Genomic DNA, 16,920 nt, shown 5'->3' with positions numbered 1-16,920 from the left:
ATCATAATAGTGCTTTTGAGATGTTTTTATGTCTTTTCCACACTGCCCAAAATGCCAATCAGAATATACTTACCAAGATGGCGACTTATTGATTTGCCCTGAATGTTCACATGAATGGAAAGAAGGGGAGGCATCCGCTTCAGAACAACAAGAGATTATTAAAGATGCCAACGGTAATATTTTAGTTGATGGTGATAGCGTCACTGTCATAAAGGATTTAAAAATCAAAGGTTCATCATCTGTAGTTAAAGTCGGGACGAAAGTGAAAAGTATTCGTTTATTAATCGATGCGAATGATGGACATAATATTGATTGTAAAATCGATGGGATTGGTGCAATGAAATTGAAATCTGAATTTGTAAAAAAGATCTAATCCAAATCATTTAAGGGGGCATGTCAGTGCCCCCTTTGCTATTCAAAAACTTACCAAAAGTGAACAATAAATCATTTTCTATTGGTATAAAAAATAATCTATAAATAAAGCTATGACAATCAAAACAACTCAAATAAAAGAGGTATTTATGGCAGGATGGTTTGAGGTAAATCAAGCAAGTGATGGTCAATATCGTTTTATACTTAAGGCTGGGAATGGTGAAGCTATTTTGAATAGTGAACTTTACAAAACCAAAGCATCTGCTTTAAATGGAATTGCATCCGTTCAAAAAATAGTTCAGTTGAAGCACGCTATGAAAGACTAACTTCAAAAAATGATAAAGCTTATTTTAATTTAAAGGCGGCTAATCATCAGGTGATTGGTACAAGTCAGCTTTATGTAACTGAGCAATCTCGTGATAAAGGGATAGAATCTGTTAAAAATAACGGCTCTTCAGAAACAATCAAAGATCTGACAGTTTAAGTTTTCAATAAAAAAGCCGTTTATTATTAAACGGCTTTTTTATTGCTAGGATGAAGATTAGCCTATAAGTTTAGCTAAGAGTTCTTCTTTACCTAAATTGCTTGCTTCAAGATCGCGACGACCTTTGTACTCAAAAGTACCGGCATCAAGACCTTTCTCACCAATAACAATACGATGAGGAATACCCATTAATTCAAGATCAGAGAATTTCACACCAGGGCGTTCATTACGATCATCAAGCAATACATCATAGCCTTGAGCTTGTAATTCAGCATAAAGCGCTTCAGCTGCTTCAAGGGTGCGAGGTGATTTATGCGCATTCATTGGCACAATCGCAATATCGAATGGAGCAATCGCTTGAGGCCAAATAATTCCTTTGTCATCAAAGTTTTGTTCAATTGCCGCTGCAACCACACGTGTTACACCTATTCCATAGCATCCCATTGTAACAGTGAATGGTTTGCCATCTTCACCGAGTACTTTACACCCTAAAGCTTCTGAGTATTTTGTACCGAGTTGGAAGATATGACCGACTTCAATGCCACGTTTGATTTGAAGTGTACCTTTACCATCTGGAGAAGGGTCGCCTTCAACAACATTACGTAAATCATAAACTTCGGTGAATTTTGCATCACGCTCCCAGTTCACACCTGTCGCATGTTTATCGACTTCATTTGCACCCGCAACAAAGTCAGATAATACGGATGCAGCACGATCCACAATCACGGTTAAGCCTTTTTCAACTAAACTTTGTGGACCGCAGAAACCTGCTGTTAAACCATGTTGTTCTAATTGTGCTTCAGTTGCAAATGCCAAAGGTGCAGCAATTAAAGGATGCTTTTCAGCTTTAATATCATTCAATTCGTGGTCGCCACGTAAAAATAGAGCAACAACGGGTGTATTGCCATTTTCATCTGTTTGACCTTGTACAAGTAAAGCTTTTACAGATTGTTTTGCATCACTGTTTAAAAATTGGCAAACATCGGCAATTGTTTTCTGATTTGGTGTATCGACTAAGGTCATTGTTTGAGCTGGCGCAGCACGCTCACCGACTAACAATGCTTCTGCCATTTCAACGTTAGCGGCGTAATCAGATTCAGTAGAAAATGCGATATCATCTTCGCCACTTGCAGCAAGTACATGGAATTCATGTGATGCAGAGCCACCGATTGAACCTGTGTCTGCTTGTACAGGGCGGAAATCGAGACCTAGACGTGTAAAAATACGGCTATAGGTGTCATACATGACATCATAAGTTTCTTGTAGTGATGCTTGATTTGCATGGAACGAGTAAGCATCTTTCATGATAAATTCACGAGATCGCATCACACCGAAACGTGGACGAATTTCATCACGGAATTTAGTTTGGATTTGATAGAAATTTACTGGTAATTGCTTATAACTTTTCAGCTCATTACGTGCCAAATCTGTAATGACCTCTTCATGAGTAGGACCAAGCACGAATGGATTATCATGACGATCTTTGAAACGAAGTAATTCTGGACCGTATTGTTCAAAACGACCAGATTCTTCCCAAAGCGCAGCAGGTTGAGTGACAGGCATAAATACTTCTAATGCGCCTGAACGGTTCATTTCTTCGCGAACAATCGCATCTACTTTCTTTAAAACACGTGTTCCCATGGGCAACCAAGAGTATAAACCAGAAGCTAATTTACGAATCATCCCCGCACGTAACATGAGCTGGTGCGAAATGACTTCAGCATCATTTGGGGTTTCTCTTAACGTTGCAAATAAAAAGCGGCTTGCGCGCATGGAAACTGTCCTAAAGTTAAGTGTTATTTAGAAATACTCAAACGAGCAAAATTATCTACTCGGTTTTAAGCAATTGGCATTATGACATGAATCATTGAATTTCGTGTAATCTAAAGCAAGCTCAATGAATTAAAACTATGAAAAGTTAGAATTAATATTTTTGAGAGACCATGCAAGAAAAATTCTAAGTCTATTGTGTTTCTTGTTCAATATTTTTTAAACGGTTAATAATATCAGCATAATCTGTTTCAGTTTTATGATATGCATTACGTAAACTTTCTACTGTTCTTTTTACATTTTCAATATTCTTGGCATTATTGTCTAAATTATTTTTGAGTTGAGCGGGGGGCGTTTCTCCCTTACGATGATATTCCATCTCTTGTCGCTTAAATCCAATTTTGTCTTGTTGAAGCTGTTGTAATTGTTGTTGTTGATAATTAAGTTGCTTTTTCAAACTAGCCAAAATTTGATCTCTTTTTGTTGCCGCTATTTTTGTATTTCCATAAGCACGCTTTAATCTCATATCTTGTTCGCGTTGACGTGCAATAGATTCGCGACGAGAAGATTGTTGTACATCTACTGTTGCGTTATAAGCACGGTTGCGTTTGATCACTTGCATATTACGATCAAGTGCTTCATAACCATAACGAATATGTTCGGGCGTAACTGATGTACTCACATTAGCAACACCATTTTTATCATAATAACGATACCATACAGCTCTGGGTTGCTCTGTGGCTGCAAAACTTGAACTGCAAAAAATCAATAAAAAAAACGCGCAAATGTAATTACGAGCAATCGTTGTAAAGTGGCTAATGCCGAAACTGCACTTTAACGAACCAGTCATTACATTCCCCGGAAAAAGTTAACTAAATCACTTATTTTTAAATAATAATCAGTTGTATATTAGTAGCTATTTAGATAATTAAAAATAGTGAGTATACAAAAAATTTAGGAATTTGACGAAAAGTGTGAGCAATTTGTTATTGTTGTTGAAAAATGATAGGTTGGTTCAAAAAACTTCATTGATAATGCAAGTAAAGATATGTTAAAAATATCAACTGATGTGTATAAAACAAATTAAACCAACCATAATTTGTATTGAGTGAATGGGGCAGGACAATTAAATGGAAGATAAATTTCAAAATTTGAAAGTAATGGTGATTGATGATTCAAAAACGATTCGTCGTACAGCTGAAACGCTTTTACAACGAGAAGGTTGTGAGGTGATCACCGCTGTTGATGGTTTTGAAGCATTATCAAAAATTGCAGAAGCAAATCCTGATATCGTGTTCGTCGATATCATGATGCCTCGTTTAGATGGTTATCAAACCTGTGCACTGATTAAAAATTCTTTAAATTACCAAAATATCCCAGTGATTATGTTGTCAAGCAAAGACGGTTTGTTTGATCAGGCTAAAGGGCGTGTTGTGGGTTCTGATGAATATTTAACTAAGCCATTTAGTAAAGATGAGCTGTTAAATGCGATTCGTAATCACGTTAGCGCATAAAATTTAAATTGAGGAAAAAATGGCTCGTATACTTATTGTAGATGATTCACCTACTGAAACATTTCGCTTTAGAGAAATTTTGACTAAACACGGTTATGAAGTTTTAGAAGCAACCAATGGCGCTGACGGTGTCACAATGGCGCAAGCAGAACTACCAGATCTCGTATTAATGGATGTGGTAATGCCAGGAATGAATGGTTTCCAAGCGACACGCCAAATTAGCAAAGGTAAAGACACGCAGCATATTCCTGTTGTGATCGTAAGTACCAAAGATCAGGCAACAGATCGTGTTTGGGGTAAGCGTCAAGGTGCTTGTGATTATTTGACCAAGCCGATTGATGAGCAACAGCTCATTAATGTGATTAAACAATTATTAAGTTAATTCGTACGAGCCTTTTCATTACTCAATACGGGATAGGGTATGGCAGCAAATGGATTTATCGAATTGCTTCGCTTATCCAAGCGAGGCAACAAACAATATGCTTCAACTCAAAATGAAGTCAGCCGTTGGTCTGGTATCGCATTTGAGATGTTAGGGCAATATTTCGTTGCACCATTAGGGGAGATTTCGGAGGTGATTTATCCTCCAAAATATACCCCTGTTCCTAATACTCAGGCATGGGTACGTGGTTTGGCAAATATTCGTGGTCGATTGCTTTCAGTTTCTGATTTAACACATTTTATTTCAGGACAACGGAGTCAGTTTTCACCAACACAAAAAGTAATATGCATTAGCCATCAAGACCATTATGTGGGTTTGGTTGTCGACCAAGTTCTTGGGATTCAGCACTTTAATAAAAAGAGTTTCTTTTCACAAAGTGCTGATCTAGATGATAAATTGAAAGATTATTGTCAGGGATACTTCCATCAACATAATCAGCAATGGCATGTGTTTTTACTGAGTCGGTTGTTGCAAAATCCTCAATATATGAATGCATCAATAAAATTTATAAACTAATTTGATACGCTACGGAAAATAAACGCGTATTCAGGGGAGAAGCTGACATGGGCTTTAAACTTAAAAAGAAAAATGGTAGTAGTGGTGATAGTACCGGTCTTAAGAGTGGTGGTGCATTTTTAGAGAATGCTCGAACGCAAATTGATCAGTTTTCTCGCTTATTTGGTGAAACTGAAAAGTCGAAACCAATTCTATACCGTGCGATTGGTGCTTTAGTTCTTGCAGTTATCCTCTTAATTTATTTATTCGTGAGTGTTCCTCGTCATAACCAGTTAACCCGTAGTTTGGGTGAGTTACGCTTGTTATCTCAGATGATTTCTCGTCAGGCAACTGAGGCGACGGCATCTGGTACACCTGAAGCAATGAAAGGTTTAGTTGAATCTAAAAAGCGTTTTGCTGAGAATTTAGAGACGGTTGAAAGTGTATATGGTACTGGTTCAGAAGAGTATAAAAAAGCAAACGCACTTTGGACGAGTGTTTCTAAGAATATTGAGTTAATTGCTTCACAACAAAAAGTCATCAATCAATTATACGATACAAATATCTCGATCAGTGAAACGATTCCTGAAATTCAGGCTGAATATAACTTGATGGTTGATCAGATGGTTCGTGAAAATATGCCAAGTAGTCAGGTAATTATCACGAAAAACCAAGTGTTTATTGCTGAACGTATTTTACGTTCGATTAACTCTGTTTTAGTCGGTACCGATAATTCAAACGTTTCAGCTAATGACTTTGGAGCGGATATCGATACCTTTGGTGTTTATTTAAATGCACAATTAAATGGTAGTACAGAACTTGGTGTAGATCGTATTGTATCTCCTGATTTACGTGAGTCTTTAGATAGTATTAAATCTGATTATGATGCAGTATTGAAATCAGCTGCAGCAACAGTATTACAAAACGCAAACCAAATTGTTCGCGTACGCCAAGCATCTTCGCAAATCTTTTCTCAATCTGATGCCTTATTAACGTCATTAAACGATTTATCTAACAAAGCAGAGGGTGGTTGGGGTAACGTTATTGCAGGTGTTGTATTAATTGGTGCGTTAGGTCTATTGATTTTCTCTGCACTACAATTACTTACTCTACGTAGTAATACAGATAAAGAGCGTGTAACTCGTCTACAAGATGAATATGACCGTAACCAAAATGCAATTTTACGTTTACTAGATGAAATTGCCGACTTAGCAGATGGTGATTTACGTTCATATGCAACAGTATCAGAAGATTTTACTGGTGCGATTGCCGACTCGATTAACTTTGCAATCGATCAATTACGTGACCTTGTATCTCGAATCACTGAAACATCTCAAGAAGTTGCTCGTTATACTCAAGATACTCAAGATATTACCAACCAATTAGCAGAAGCTTCTGAACATCAGGCGCAAGAAATTGCAGGTGCATCAGCAGCGATGAACGAAATGGCATTGTCGATTGACCAAGTATCTTCGAATGCATCCGAGTCTGCTGAAGTAGCACAACGATCTGTACAAATTGCATCGAATGGGGCAGAAGTTGTAAACCGCTCGATCGAAGGTATGGATCACATTCGTGAACAAATTCAAGAAACTTCAAAGCGTATTAAGCGTTTGGGTGAATCGTCTCAAGAGATTGGTAACATCGTATCCCTAATTAACGATATTGCTGACCAAACCAACATCTTGGCATTAAATGCAGCGATTCAAGCATCTATGGCTGGTGAAGCAGGTCGTGGTTTCGCAGTCGTAGCCGACGAAGTACAACGTCTTGCAGAACGTTCTGCATCAGCAACGAAACAGATTGAAAGCTTAGTAAAAACCATTCAAACAGATACGAACGAAGCCGTTATTTCAATGGAACAAACGACGTCAGAAGTTGTTCGTGGTGCGAACTTGGCAAAAGATGCGGGTATTGCACTTGATGAGATTCAAACGGTATCTGGTGATTTGGCTAAATTAATTGCGAGCATTTCTGATGCAGCAAAACTTCAGTCTGCATCAGCAAGTCACATTGCAACAACGATGAATGTTGTACAAGAAATTACGTCACAAACGACGACAGCAACGTTTGATACAGCTCGTTCGGTTTCTGAATTGGCAAATATGGCTGAATCATTACGTGAATCTGTAACTGACTTTAAGCTACCTGAATAAGCAGCAAAGGGGAGGCAGAGCATATCTGTCCTTTCCCTTTTTTGAAGAGATGTAGAATATCTCTACAAGATGATGACTAACATGGAGCTACATCTTGTGTGATAGATACACGTAATTTTTAGCCACAATTAGTGGATAAAAACGAAAGAAGCCGCTATGAAAGAAATATTAAAAACGTTAGTTGAAACGATGACGCTTCCTGAAGATAGTTATCTTGAGCAAGATGCAGAAATTCTTGAAATTTTTATTGAAGAATTAGATGAAATCTTTGTTGAATTAGAGCCATTAATCGGTCAATGGATTGAACAGCCAAATCAACAAGATGTGCTTACAGATATTCGCCGACATTTCCATACCTTAAAAGGTTCTGGAAGGATGGTTGGCGCCAAATCTTCAGGTGAATTGGCGTGGACGGTTGAAGATACTTTAAATCGAGTACTTGCAGGGACAGTATTGTTGAATTCAGATATTCAACATTATGTAAAAGCGGTTTTTAATATCTACCGCTTTAAACTTGTACATGATTTTAAATTGGTTCAAAAACATCAGATAGATTTAAAACCTTTGGTTTTATTAGGTCAGCAACTACAGCAGCAACTTAGTATAGAACCAGCGCTAGCTGAGTTATTACAATTATCGAATATGCTGAATGATAACGCTGAAACTGGTCTCGAATTGATATCCGTAAATGTGGATACTGTCGTAGAAGAGAAGACTGTTGATGTCGCAGATTCAGAATCTGTATTTATAGGTCATCCGCTAGATGATGAAGCGTTAATCAAAGAAACATTATCGATTTTCTTGGAAGAAGCAGAAGATCATTTGACTACGATCGATCAATTTTTACTAAATGATCGTCCGACAAATGATAATTATAATACGCTAATTCGAGCGCTTCATACTCTACGTGGCAGTTCTGCTATGGCGCATGTTGAGCATGTGTTTGAAGCAAGTTCGAAAGTTGAAAATTTATTCAAAACATTATTGCAAGAAGAGCTTGATTCAAGTTCTGATGAAACGGCACTTTTGACACACTATGCACAGTTTGTTCGTGACTATTTGCACACGTTGAAACACCAAGGTTCGCAACAGAAATTTGAAGAAATTTATAATACTTTCAATGTTGCATGGGATAGTTACGATTTCCAATTAGAAGAAAAACAAGGCGAATCCTTACGTCCACAAGGTTTAGTTTCACAATTACTAGAATTGAATATTAATGATCTTCTTGACGTTGAGTTTGATTTTGAGAAGCGTGCACGTACTGAATTTCCTCAATATATTCAACTGTTAAGTCAGCAAACTGAAACTTTATTAGAACATACCCATCATCATGCGACGATTGGTATGTATCAATATACAAGTTTGTTACGTTCTAGTTATCAAGATTTGTTGTTTAAGCCAAATTTACTGAATCTTGATTATGCTTTTGAACTGTATTATCAGGTACATCAACAGTTCATTCAATTGTTTGATACCTTGGCTGCAGGGCAGCGTGTGACTTTGACAAAGGCACATGAACTTATATTAAATGAATTGAGTTCATTTACACAGCAAAATATTGAGTTCTTGGAAGCGGCTGTAACTGAGCAAAAAGCAGGTTTAGTTGAAGCACCGATTGCTGAATTTGAGCCGTCTAGTAATAAAGTTGATGTGAGTGATTTAGCTGCACAATTCGCTTTAGATAAACAAAGCTTGCAATCAAGTGATTCAAATCGTGACTTTGATCCAGACTTGTTAGATATCTTCCTTGAAGAAGCTGATGAGTTATTGGCTGGTATTGATGCTGATCTAAATACATGGACAGCTGATCAACAAAATGTAGGTGCATTGAAAAACTTGATGAGATATTTGCACACCTTAAAAGGTGGTTCAAATATGATTCAAGCAGGTCATATTGGTTTAATTGCACATGAATTGGAAACAATTTATGAGAAATTAATCAATCAGCAGTTACAACCGAACCCACAATTAATCGCAATCATTCGTGCAGTACAAGATGATATTGCAGATCGAATTCAAACTATTCGTGATAAACAAGTCGATTATCCAGCTACACATGCGTTGAATGTATTAGCAAACCAAGATTCAGCAAGTGCTGCATCAATGGTTATTCCTGTTGATGACGTTGAAGAATTGGATAGTTTGAATACAGCCACAGTGGAAAACACGGTTGATTCGACTGTTTTTGTAAATACTTTAAGAACTGAAACACATCATGCTGTTGATGTGGGTGATTTAGCTGCACAATTCGCTTTAGATAAACAAAGCTTGCAATCAAGTGATTCAAATCGTGACTTTGATCCAGACTTGTTAGATATCTTCCTTGAAGAAGCTGATGAGTTATTGGTTGGTATTGATGCTGATCTAAATACATGGACAGCTGATCAACAAAATGTAGGTGCATTGAAAAACTTGATGAGATATTTGCACACCTTAAAAGGTGGTTCAAATATGATTCAAGCAGGTCATATTGGTTTAATTGCACATGAATTGGAAACAATTTATGAAAAATTAATCAATCAGCAGTTACAACCGAACCCACAATTAATCGCAGTCATTCGTGCAGTACAAGATGATATTGCAGATCGAATTCAAACTATTCGTGATAAACAAGTCGATTATCCAGCTACACACGTACTTCAGTTGCTTCAGCAAGCAGATCAATCTATTGATTTTACTTCGTCATCACCTGTTACTTTTGAGTCTGTAGCCGAAAATCATGTTGCCGCTGTGATCGAAACGGATGATCTCACGGACTTATCAATTGATGAATTCTCATTGGTCGAAGCTCAAGAAGTTCTAGAAGATACTTCAAATGCTGAAATTGTTCATGAAGTTGCCCTTGATGATGATGTTCGTTCTCTTGTTGAGCAAACATTCTTAGAAGAAGCAGAAGAACTACTTGAACAAGCCAAAGGTCTATTAAGACAATGGTTTGATCAACGTGGTAATCGTAGTTTGCTCTTACAGTTACAACGTAATGCCCACAGTTTAAAAGGTGGTGCACGTATGGCTGAGTTAGATGCAATTGCGATTGTTGCTTATCATCTCGAGAATGCATTTGAACAGTTTGGTGTACATCATTTCAATTCAAATGTTTACGATAATCTTCTCAATACAGCATTGGCTTGGTTGAGTGATGCGATTTTCAAACGTCAGTATGCAAACTTTGACGGCTTAAAACAAAGTTTAGAGAATATGGAGTTTGTTGATGTTTCAGCACAACTTCCACAAAAGCTCTCAGCTAAAGATATTTTCACTCCAGAATATACAATGGAGTTTGTTCAAGGTGATGGTACAGAACCTCCATCAATGTTAGGTGAGTGGGAAACGACCGAACGTATTGAACAAAATAATGAGATGATCCGTGTCTCCGCTGACGTCATTGAGAAAATGATTGACTTGTCAGGTGAGAATGCGATTAACCGTTCGCGTATCGAAATGGACCTTGGTCAATTGGGCGGTACATTAACGGAGATGGAGCTTGCGATCAAACGTTTGGCAGATCAGTTACGCCGAATGGAAGGTGAGTTAGAAAGTCAAATTATCGCACGTCATGGTGGTGAGAACTCTCGCTATGCAGATTTTGACCCATTAGAGATGGACCAATATTCATCTTTAAATCAGTTGTCAAAATCTCTTGCGGAATCCGCGTCGGACTTGGTTGACTTTAAGACCACACTTTCTGAGAAGATCCGTGATACGGAAGGTTTGCTATTACAACAATCTCGTATTCAAGCAGAAATTCAAGAAAGTTTGATGCGTACCCGATTGGTACCTTTCTCTCGATTATTACCACGTTTACAACGTATTGTTCGTCAAACAGCATCGACTTTAAACCGACCAACAGAATTAATTGTTAACAATACTGAGGGTGAATTAGACCGTAGTATTTTGGAAAAATTGGTTGCGCCATTTGAACATATGTTGCGTAATGCGATTGACCACGGTATTGAAGACAGAGAGCAACGTTTACAAGCGAAGAAACCAGAAACTGGACATATCACTTTAGATATTGGTCGTCAGGGTACTGATATTGTTGTGACATTTAGTGACGATGGTAAAGGTATCGATGTGAATCGCATTAAAGATAAAGCGATTCAAACAGGTTTAATGACTAAAGAGCAGAAACTTGACCATGAAGAAATTCTGCAATTTATCTTCCATCCAGGTTTTAGTACGGCTGCACAAGTTACACAAATTTCTGGGCGTGGTGTTGGTCTAGATGTTGTTCAGAGCGATATTAAAGCGCTTGGCGGTCATGTGAGCGTTAACTCTGTTTTAGGTAAAGGAACAACATTTACCATTCGAGTACCGACCACAGTAGCTGTAAGTGATGCCTTGATGGTAAAAGCAGGCGATCAACAGTTTGCCTTCCCACTTGCACAAATTGACCGTATTGTTCGTATTTCACCTGCGGCATTAGAACAATACTTTGAAAGTAAAGACGATTATTTCAAGATCGATCAAGAAAGTTATCGTTTACGTTATTTATCTGAGTTTGTTGCTGGGCAGCCGATTCCTCGTTTAAATGGCGTTGTTCATTCATTGCCTGTATTGTTGGTTAAAGGTGCGCAGGGGCAAACAACAGCATTACTTGTTGATCAGTTAATTGGTTCTCGTGGACAAATTGTTGTAAAACCTATTGGACAACAGTTCTCAAGTATCGGGGTGATTGCTGGTGCGACGATTATGGGTGATGGTCAGGTATGTTTGATCTTAGATGGTCAAAATATTGCTCGACAAGCACAGTCTACAGCACGTAGTAAACAGGCTGATGAAACTTATACCAAGCAGCGCTATGATGAACGTCGCTTGATTATGATCGTCGATGACTCGGTAACTGTACGTAAGGTAACTTCGCGCCTATTAGAGCGTCAAGGTTATGATGTTGTGACTGCGAAAGATGGTGTGGATGCGATTGAGCAGCTTGAAACCATTAAGCCAGACTTGATGTTACTTGATATTGAAATGCCGCGTATGGATGGTTTCGAAGTGACAAACCTTGTTCGACATCATGAATTACATCGCGATTTACCAATTATCATGATTACATCACGTACGGGTGAAAAGCATCGTGAACGTGCTTTATCACTTGGTGTAAATCAATATATGGGTAAACCATTCCAAGAAGAAACACTCTTGGAAAATATTGAAAGTTTACTAACAGTGCGCTCATGAGGTAAAAATTAATGGTAAAAAAAAGCGCAAACTCAGGTTTGGGGCAAATTGACCAACAAGAGTTACAACATTTAATTACGGTATCAACAGGGTTCATTGACGCTTATATTATTAAATGTCATGAAAAAGTTCCAATGCTGCTACCGCAGAATATCGTGTTATCAGCGATGGATACACAAACCAATATTGATCATGTTGAATGGCATGATCTCAAACTTCCTATTTATGCTGTAAATGATCCAGCAAATAAAAATGGGGTAGCGTTGGTGGTTGAAGGTGATGACGTTTCAGAACGATTTGCTTTGGTTTGTAATGAAATGCCTGAATCCATTCGTTTACGTATTTCTGAAATTGTAGATGAAGAAAAAGACATTGATGACAATAACGTATTTAAATATGTCAAGATTGGGGAAAAACAGTTTTATGTCCCTCATCTACAAAATATTCAAACCCAACTAGGGTTATAAATAAAAAAGGAACTCAAAAGAGTTCCTTTTTTATTGCCTCAACTTGTATGTTAAGCAAGTAATTCAACTAAAATTTGCTCATAAATCTCAGCAAGTGGCTCTAAATCATCGACATTTACATGTTCATTGATTTGATGAATTGTTGCATTTAATACACCTAATTCTAGAACTTGAGCGCCCGTAGGTGCAATAAAGCGACCATCTGAAGTTCCTCCACTTGTTGATAAAACAGTTTCAACACCAGTCACATTTTTGATCGCTGTTTTTGCAGCATTCACTAATTCACCAACAGGAGTGAGGAATGGTAAACCTGATAGTGTCCACTGAATATCATAAGTTAAATTATATTTATCTAAAGTCTCAAGTACGCGTTGTTTGAGAATTTCAGCTGTCACTTCAGTTGAGTAGCGAAAGTTAAAAGTAACTTTTAGTGAGCCTGGGATTACGTTGGTTGCACCTGTTCCAGCTTGTATATTTGAAATTTGGAAAGAGGTCGCAGGGAAATATTCATTACCATTATCCCAAACAGTATCGCACAGTTCTGTTAAAGCCTTTGATGCTGAATGAATAGGATTTTCCGCTAAATGAGGATAGGCCACATGTCCTTGTTTGCCATGGACAGTCAAAACAGCATTCAAAGAGCCACGACGACCATTTTTGACTATATCGCCTAATTGATGTGTGCTCGATGGTTCTCCTACCAAGCACCAGTTCATTTTTTCGTTACGTGCTTCTAAAGTTTCAATGACCTTCACTGTCCCGTTGATTGAAGGACCTTCTTCATCAGATGTAATCAAAAATGCAATAGAGCCCTTATGGTTTGGATGCTTCGCCACAAAACGTTCAGATGCAACCACCATTGCAGCCAGTGCTGTTTTCATATCTGCTGAACCACGACCATATAATTTACCGTCACGGATACTTGGTAAAAATGGATCTGAATTCCAAGCATCTAAATGGCCTGTAGGAACGACATCTGTATGACCTGCAAAACAAAAAACAGGTGCTGTAGTGCCTCTGCGTGCCCATAAGTTATCAACATCTTCAAAACGCATGTTTTCGATATTAAAGCCAATTTTTGCTAAACGCTCGGCCATAATATTTTGACAATCATGGTCAACAGGGGTAACAGAAGGTTGGCGTAGGAGCTGTAAACTAAGTTCAAGGGTATCGGAATGGTTCATGCGAGATGTGGTTAAATCTGGTGAAATCTGAACCGATATAATAGGGGAATATGATAGAGAAAGGTATGCAAAAATAAACCTTATCTATGTTTAGATAAGGTTTTGCGAAGGGTGTTCACTAAAATTACATTTTATCCTGAGTTTTTTCAGCAGTTTGAGTAACTTTGTCACCCGCTTTAGATACATCCTGCCCAAAACCCTTAAATGTATTACAACCAGTTAAAACAAAAGCAGTCATGATTGAAGCCACTAAGATTTTTTTCATCATCTTCTCCGTTTAAATGTAATTATGATGTTCTTAGAGGCTAAGAAAAAATGCAGAAAATAAACATAATGATTTGATAGTAGAAGTGTTATAAAATGTTACTTTATAAAAAATAATCTGATGAAGAAGATCTAATGAATAATAAAGACGGTTGGCGAAACATATAAAATGAGGTGCTAGGTGTTTCATGATAATAAAGACCATTTGTCCACCAAGTTACATTTTTTGAGGATGCTTGCTGATTAGGACATAACCATTCATGACGTTGTAATCGATAGTAATCTGTTGTGGGAATATTAGTTCCCCATAATCCCAAACGTCGGGACGAGTTGACCCAGTTGGGGAGTGCAAACTGATTCAAATCAGTCGGTAAATATAATTGCCCTTTCATAATCGCAAATCTTCGTTGAATCTGATGATGATTTGCATCCGCAAACTGAAATTGACGTTGAGTGAAATGCTTCAATTTTCTTTGTAATGTGTCTTCTCGATTTAGCCCATACCATTGCGCTAAGTCTAAGTTACTTTCACCTAGGTAATACTTTAGCGCAACTTCCCAGTGTTCGATTTCTTGCGTGTCTTTATTTAAAATGACGAAATCTAGTTCACCTAGCGTAACCGATCCTACAATTTTTTGAATGCTATGACCTAAAAGTTGATAGGGGTGATACTCATCATCTAATAACCAAAACCAAAGTAAGTTCTCGAATCGTAGCCCAAGGCGAGTACTTTTGAGTTGAGCAAGAAAATCAATAAGGGCTTGCGGATGTTGATCAAGTTGTTTTAAGCGTTCTTCATAGCGATCATAATGAGTTTGCCAGATTTGATCAGAATGGAGCTCAAAAGTATGCTTTATCTCTAAATCTGGCGGGATTCGAGCTAGAATATTTGGACTCGCGATGCAAAAAGCCAAATGACGTACTATAGGATTCTTAAACTGCAACCAAGGTTCAAAAAAAATAGTCGTACTCATTAGGCTAGACATGCTGTTACTCAATCATGGAAATAATAAGTTAAGTTTAAGAAAGAGCAATAAAAACAATTTATACTAGCATGGTTGTAAACATGTGTTGGTTAATTACTCAATGAAAACATTGTTCTGGCGTAGTTTAGTTGTGATTTTTATTATTTTAGGAATCATTGGAGCAATTTTACCAGGCATGCCAACCACTGTGTTTTTAATCCTTGCAGCATGGGCTGCATCGAAAGGATGGCCTGAAATGGATGCTTGGCTCTTAAATCATCCTAAATACGGACCCACCTTACGCGATTGGCGTGAAAATGGGACAGTACCGCGTAAAGCAAAATGGATTGCAAGTATCATGATGCTAATGAGTGGTATTTTAATGCTGTTTACCAACGCACCATCCCTTGTCAAAATTTTTACAGATCTCACTATGTTTATTGTTGCTGTGTGGTTGTGGTTAAGACCCGAGCCTGAGCGAGGATAAACAAAGCAACGCTTTGTCCGAGCGCAAGACGAGCAGCTATGCTGCGAGTGGCGAGTTAAGAAAAGCAACGCTTTGTCCGAGCGCAAGACGAGCAGCTATGCCGCAAGTGACGAGGATAAACAAACTTAAAGCTTTTCCTTAATGGCAAGACCTCGCACCAAATATGACCCATATGCCGTGAGTTACGTTGTTAAGAAAAGCAATCCTTAGCGCTGAGAATTGATTAAAACACTACTTTTGCTGATCTAAAACAGCATGTTTGATCTTACTATGCTGTTTTGTTTTTTATATTTAAAATCAATCAACAATCAAAACTACCGAAAAATACAAGAAAAAGCTTTGGGTGTATGTTGAAATATCTGTGTTCTATCATCTGTTGAGATAAAAATGACTTATACCCTTGATCAGGCAGACATCGTCATAGATTTAGCACAACAAATTCTACATTTGCCAAAGCACAATAAATTTTATGTGATCTCTTCTGGCAAGAATGGTATTGGTGAGCAAGAGAATAGCGGTAAGACGCCAAGAGGTTGGCATCAAGTCGCACAAAAGATTGGTGCAGACCTAAAGAAAAATACGGTCTTTATTGCACGTCAGCCGACAGGGGAAGTGTATAACCAACAACTCGCACAACAATTTCCACAAAGAGATTGGATTTTGTCACGAATTTTATGGTTGGATGGTTTAGAAGATGGATTCAATCATGGAAATGGTTGCGATACATTTAAACGATATATCTATATTCATGGCACGCCTGATACAGAGCCGATGGGCATTCCGATGTCACATGGCTGTATTCGGATGAAGAATGATGAGATTATTGAGTTATTTGAGCTGATTTCTGAGCAGGCGCTGGTTTATATTTCAGAACATACTTTAGAAAATGAATGATGAAAATATGAATAAGTGCTTAAATAAAATACGAAAATCTTGATTTTTTCAATGAATTACTTATTTTTTAATCATTCGTACGCTTTTTTCAGAAAAGAATGGCAAAAGCGTTTGACAGGCTGTAAAGATTCTCTATAATGCACCTCACAAACGATGAAGACGTTAAGGGCGCTTAGCTCAGTTGGTAGAGCGTCTGCCTTACAAGCAGAATGTCGGCGGTTCGATCCCGTCAGCGCCCACCA

13 protein-coding genes, 1 tRNA gene and 4 pseudogenes are annotated in these 16,920 nt (G+C 37.9%); 13 read left to right on the top strand and 5 right to left on the bottom strand.

The features are described from left to right. Positions 1-28 precede the first annotated feature (28 nt). Together NO346_RS07375 and NO346_RS07370 are read left to right on the top strand one after the other, a co-directional pair. Positions 29-373, top strand: coding sequence for a zinc ribbon domain-containing protein YjdM (locus tag NO346_RS07375; RefSeq protein ID WP_005162025.1), 345 nt, complete (start codon positions 29-31; stop codon positions 371-373). 148 nt (positions 374-521) lie between these two features. Further along, a pseudogene (locus NO346_RS07370) lies at positions 522-856 on the top strand (YegP family protein). A 57-nt stretch (positions 857-913) separates the two neighbouring features. Here the strand turns inward: NO346_RS07370 and NO346_RS07365 are convergent. Together NO346_RS07365 and NO346_RS07360 are read right to left on the bottom strand one after the other, a co-directional pair. Further along, positions 914-2,629 carry a proline--tRNA ligase gene (locus tag NO346_RS07365; RefSeq protein WP_256414755.1) on the bottom strand — a complete coding sequence of 572 codons (1,716 nt, stop codon included), beginning with the start codon at positions 2,627-2,629 and terminating at the stop codon, positions 914-916. Positions 2,630-2,819: 190 nt separating this feature from the next. Then, complete coding sequence (locus tag NO346_RS07360) at positions 2,820-3,476, bottom strand: hypothetical protein (RefSeq protein WP_256414754.1); 657 nt, start codon at positions 3,474-3,476, stop codon at positions 2,820-2,822. Positions 3,477-3,756: 280 nt separating this feature from the next. On the opposite strand from NO346_RS07360, the gene pilG reads away from it, so the two are divergent. From pilG to NO346_RS07330, 8 genes and pseudogenes are all read left to right on the top strand, one after another. Next, complete coding sequence (gene pilG, locus NO346_RS07355) at positions 3,757-4,140, top strand: twitching motility response regulator PilG (protein WP_004652356.1); 384 nt, start codon at positions 3,757-3,759, stop codon at positions 4,138-4,140. A 19-nt stretch (positions 4,141-4,159) separates the two neighbouring features. Further along, positions 4,160-4,522: a PleD family two-component system response regulator gene (locus tag NO346_RS07350; RefSeq protein WP_249570880.1), complete on the top strand. Its 363-nt coding sequence runs from the start codon at positions 4,160-4,162 to the stop codon at positions 4,520-4,522. Between the two features lie 39 nt (positions 4,523-4,561). Continuing rightward, positions 4,562-5,098 (top strand): chemotaxis protein CheW, encoded by a 537-nt coding sequence (locus NO346_RS07345; RefSeq protein WP_005162018.1) that lies wholly within the window; start codon positions 4,562-4,564, stop codon positions 5,096-5,098. A 47-nt stretch (positions 5,099-5,145) separates the two neighbouring features. After that, a complete protein-coding gene (locus NO346_RS07340) occupies positions 5,146-7,233 on the top strand; it encodes a methyl-accepting chemotaxis protein (protein ID WP_241307107.1) in 2,088 nt (695 codons plus the stop codon). Between the two features lie 156 nt (positions 7,234-7,389). After that, positions 7,390-7,620 (top strand): annotated as a pseudogene (locus NO346_RS14925) (Hpt domain-containing protein); the annotation flags it as partial. A gap of 375 nt (positions 7,621-7,995) precedes the next feature. Next, positions 7,996-9,901, top strand: a pseudogene (locus NO346_RS14920) (Hpt domain-containing protein); the annotation flags it as partial. A 128-nt stretch (positions 9,902-10,029) separates the two neighbouring features. Continuing rightward, positions 10,030-12,417, top strand: a pseudogene (locus NO346_RS14915) (response regulator); the annotation flags it as partial. An 11-nt stretch (positions 12,418-12,428) separates the two neighbouring features. Next, a complete protein-coding gene (locus tag NO346_RS07330) occupies positions 12,429-12,884 on the top strand; it encodes a hypothetical protein (RefSeq protein WP_004664651.1) in 456 nt (151 codons plus the stop codon). Positions 12,885-12,934: 50 nt separating this feature from the next. On the opposite strand, the gene dapE is transcribed toward NO346_RS07330, so the two are convergent. From dapE to NO346_RS07315, 3 genes are all read right to left on the bottom strand, one after another. Next, complete coding sequence (gene dapE, locus NO346_RS07325; protein ID WP_256414752.1) at positions 12,935-14,068, bottom strand: succinyl-diaminopimelate desuccinylase; 1,134 nt, start codon at positions 14,066-14,068, stop codon at positions 12,935-12,937. A gap of 124 nt (positions 14,069-14,192) precedes the next feature. Next, positions 14,193-14,336, bottom strand: coding sequence for an entericidin A/B family lipoprotein (locus tag NO346_RS07320; RefSeq protein ID WP_017196706.1), 144 nt, complete (start codon positions 14,334-14,336; stop codon positions 14,193-14,195). A gap of 100 nt (positions 14,337-14,436) precedes the next feature. Then, positions 14,437-15,318 carry a DUF1853 family protein gene (locus NO346_RS07315; protein WP_256414751.1) on the bottom strand — a complete coding sequence of 294 codons (882 nt, stop codon included), beginning with the start codon at positions 15,316-15,318 and terminating at the stop codon, positions 14,437-14,439. A gap of 100 nt (positions 15,319-15,418) precedes the next feature. On the opposite strand from NO346_RS07315, the gene NO346_RS07310 reads away from it, so the two are divergent. The 3 genes from NO346_RS07310 (at position 15,419) to NO346_RS07300 (ending at position 16,920) form a co-directional block, all read left to right on the top strand. Beyond that, positions 15,419-15,784, top strand: coding sequence for a YbaN family protein (locus NO346_RS07310; RefSeq protein WP_087535725.1), 366 nt, complete (start codon positions 15,419-15,421; stop codon positions 15,782-15,784). A 387-nt stretch (positions 15,785-16,171) separates the two neighbouring features. Then, a complete protein-coding gene (gene elsL, locus NO346_RS07305; protein ID WP_005161998.1) occupies positions 16,172-16,678 on the top strand; it encodes a cell wall-recycling L,D-carboxypeptidase ElsL in 507 nt (168 codons plus the stop codon). Between the two features lie 166 nt (positions 16,679-16,844). Further along, a tRNA-Val gene (locus NO346_RS07300) sits at positions 16,845-16,920 on the top strand.

It is taken from the genome of Acinetobacter sp. 5862, assembly GCF_024494585.1.
In the GTDB taxonomy this organism is placed as follows: Bacteria; Pseudomonadota; Gammaproteobacteria; order Pseudomonadales; family Moraxellaceae; genus Acinetobacter.
Note: the sequence above shows the minus strand (reverse complement) of the source record. Positions and strands in the feature narration are given on the sequence as shown.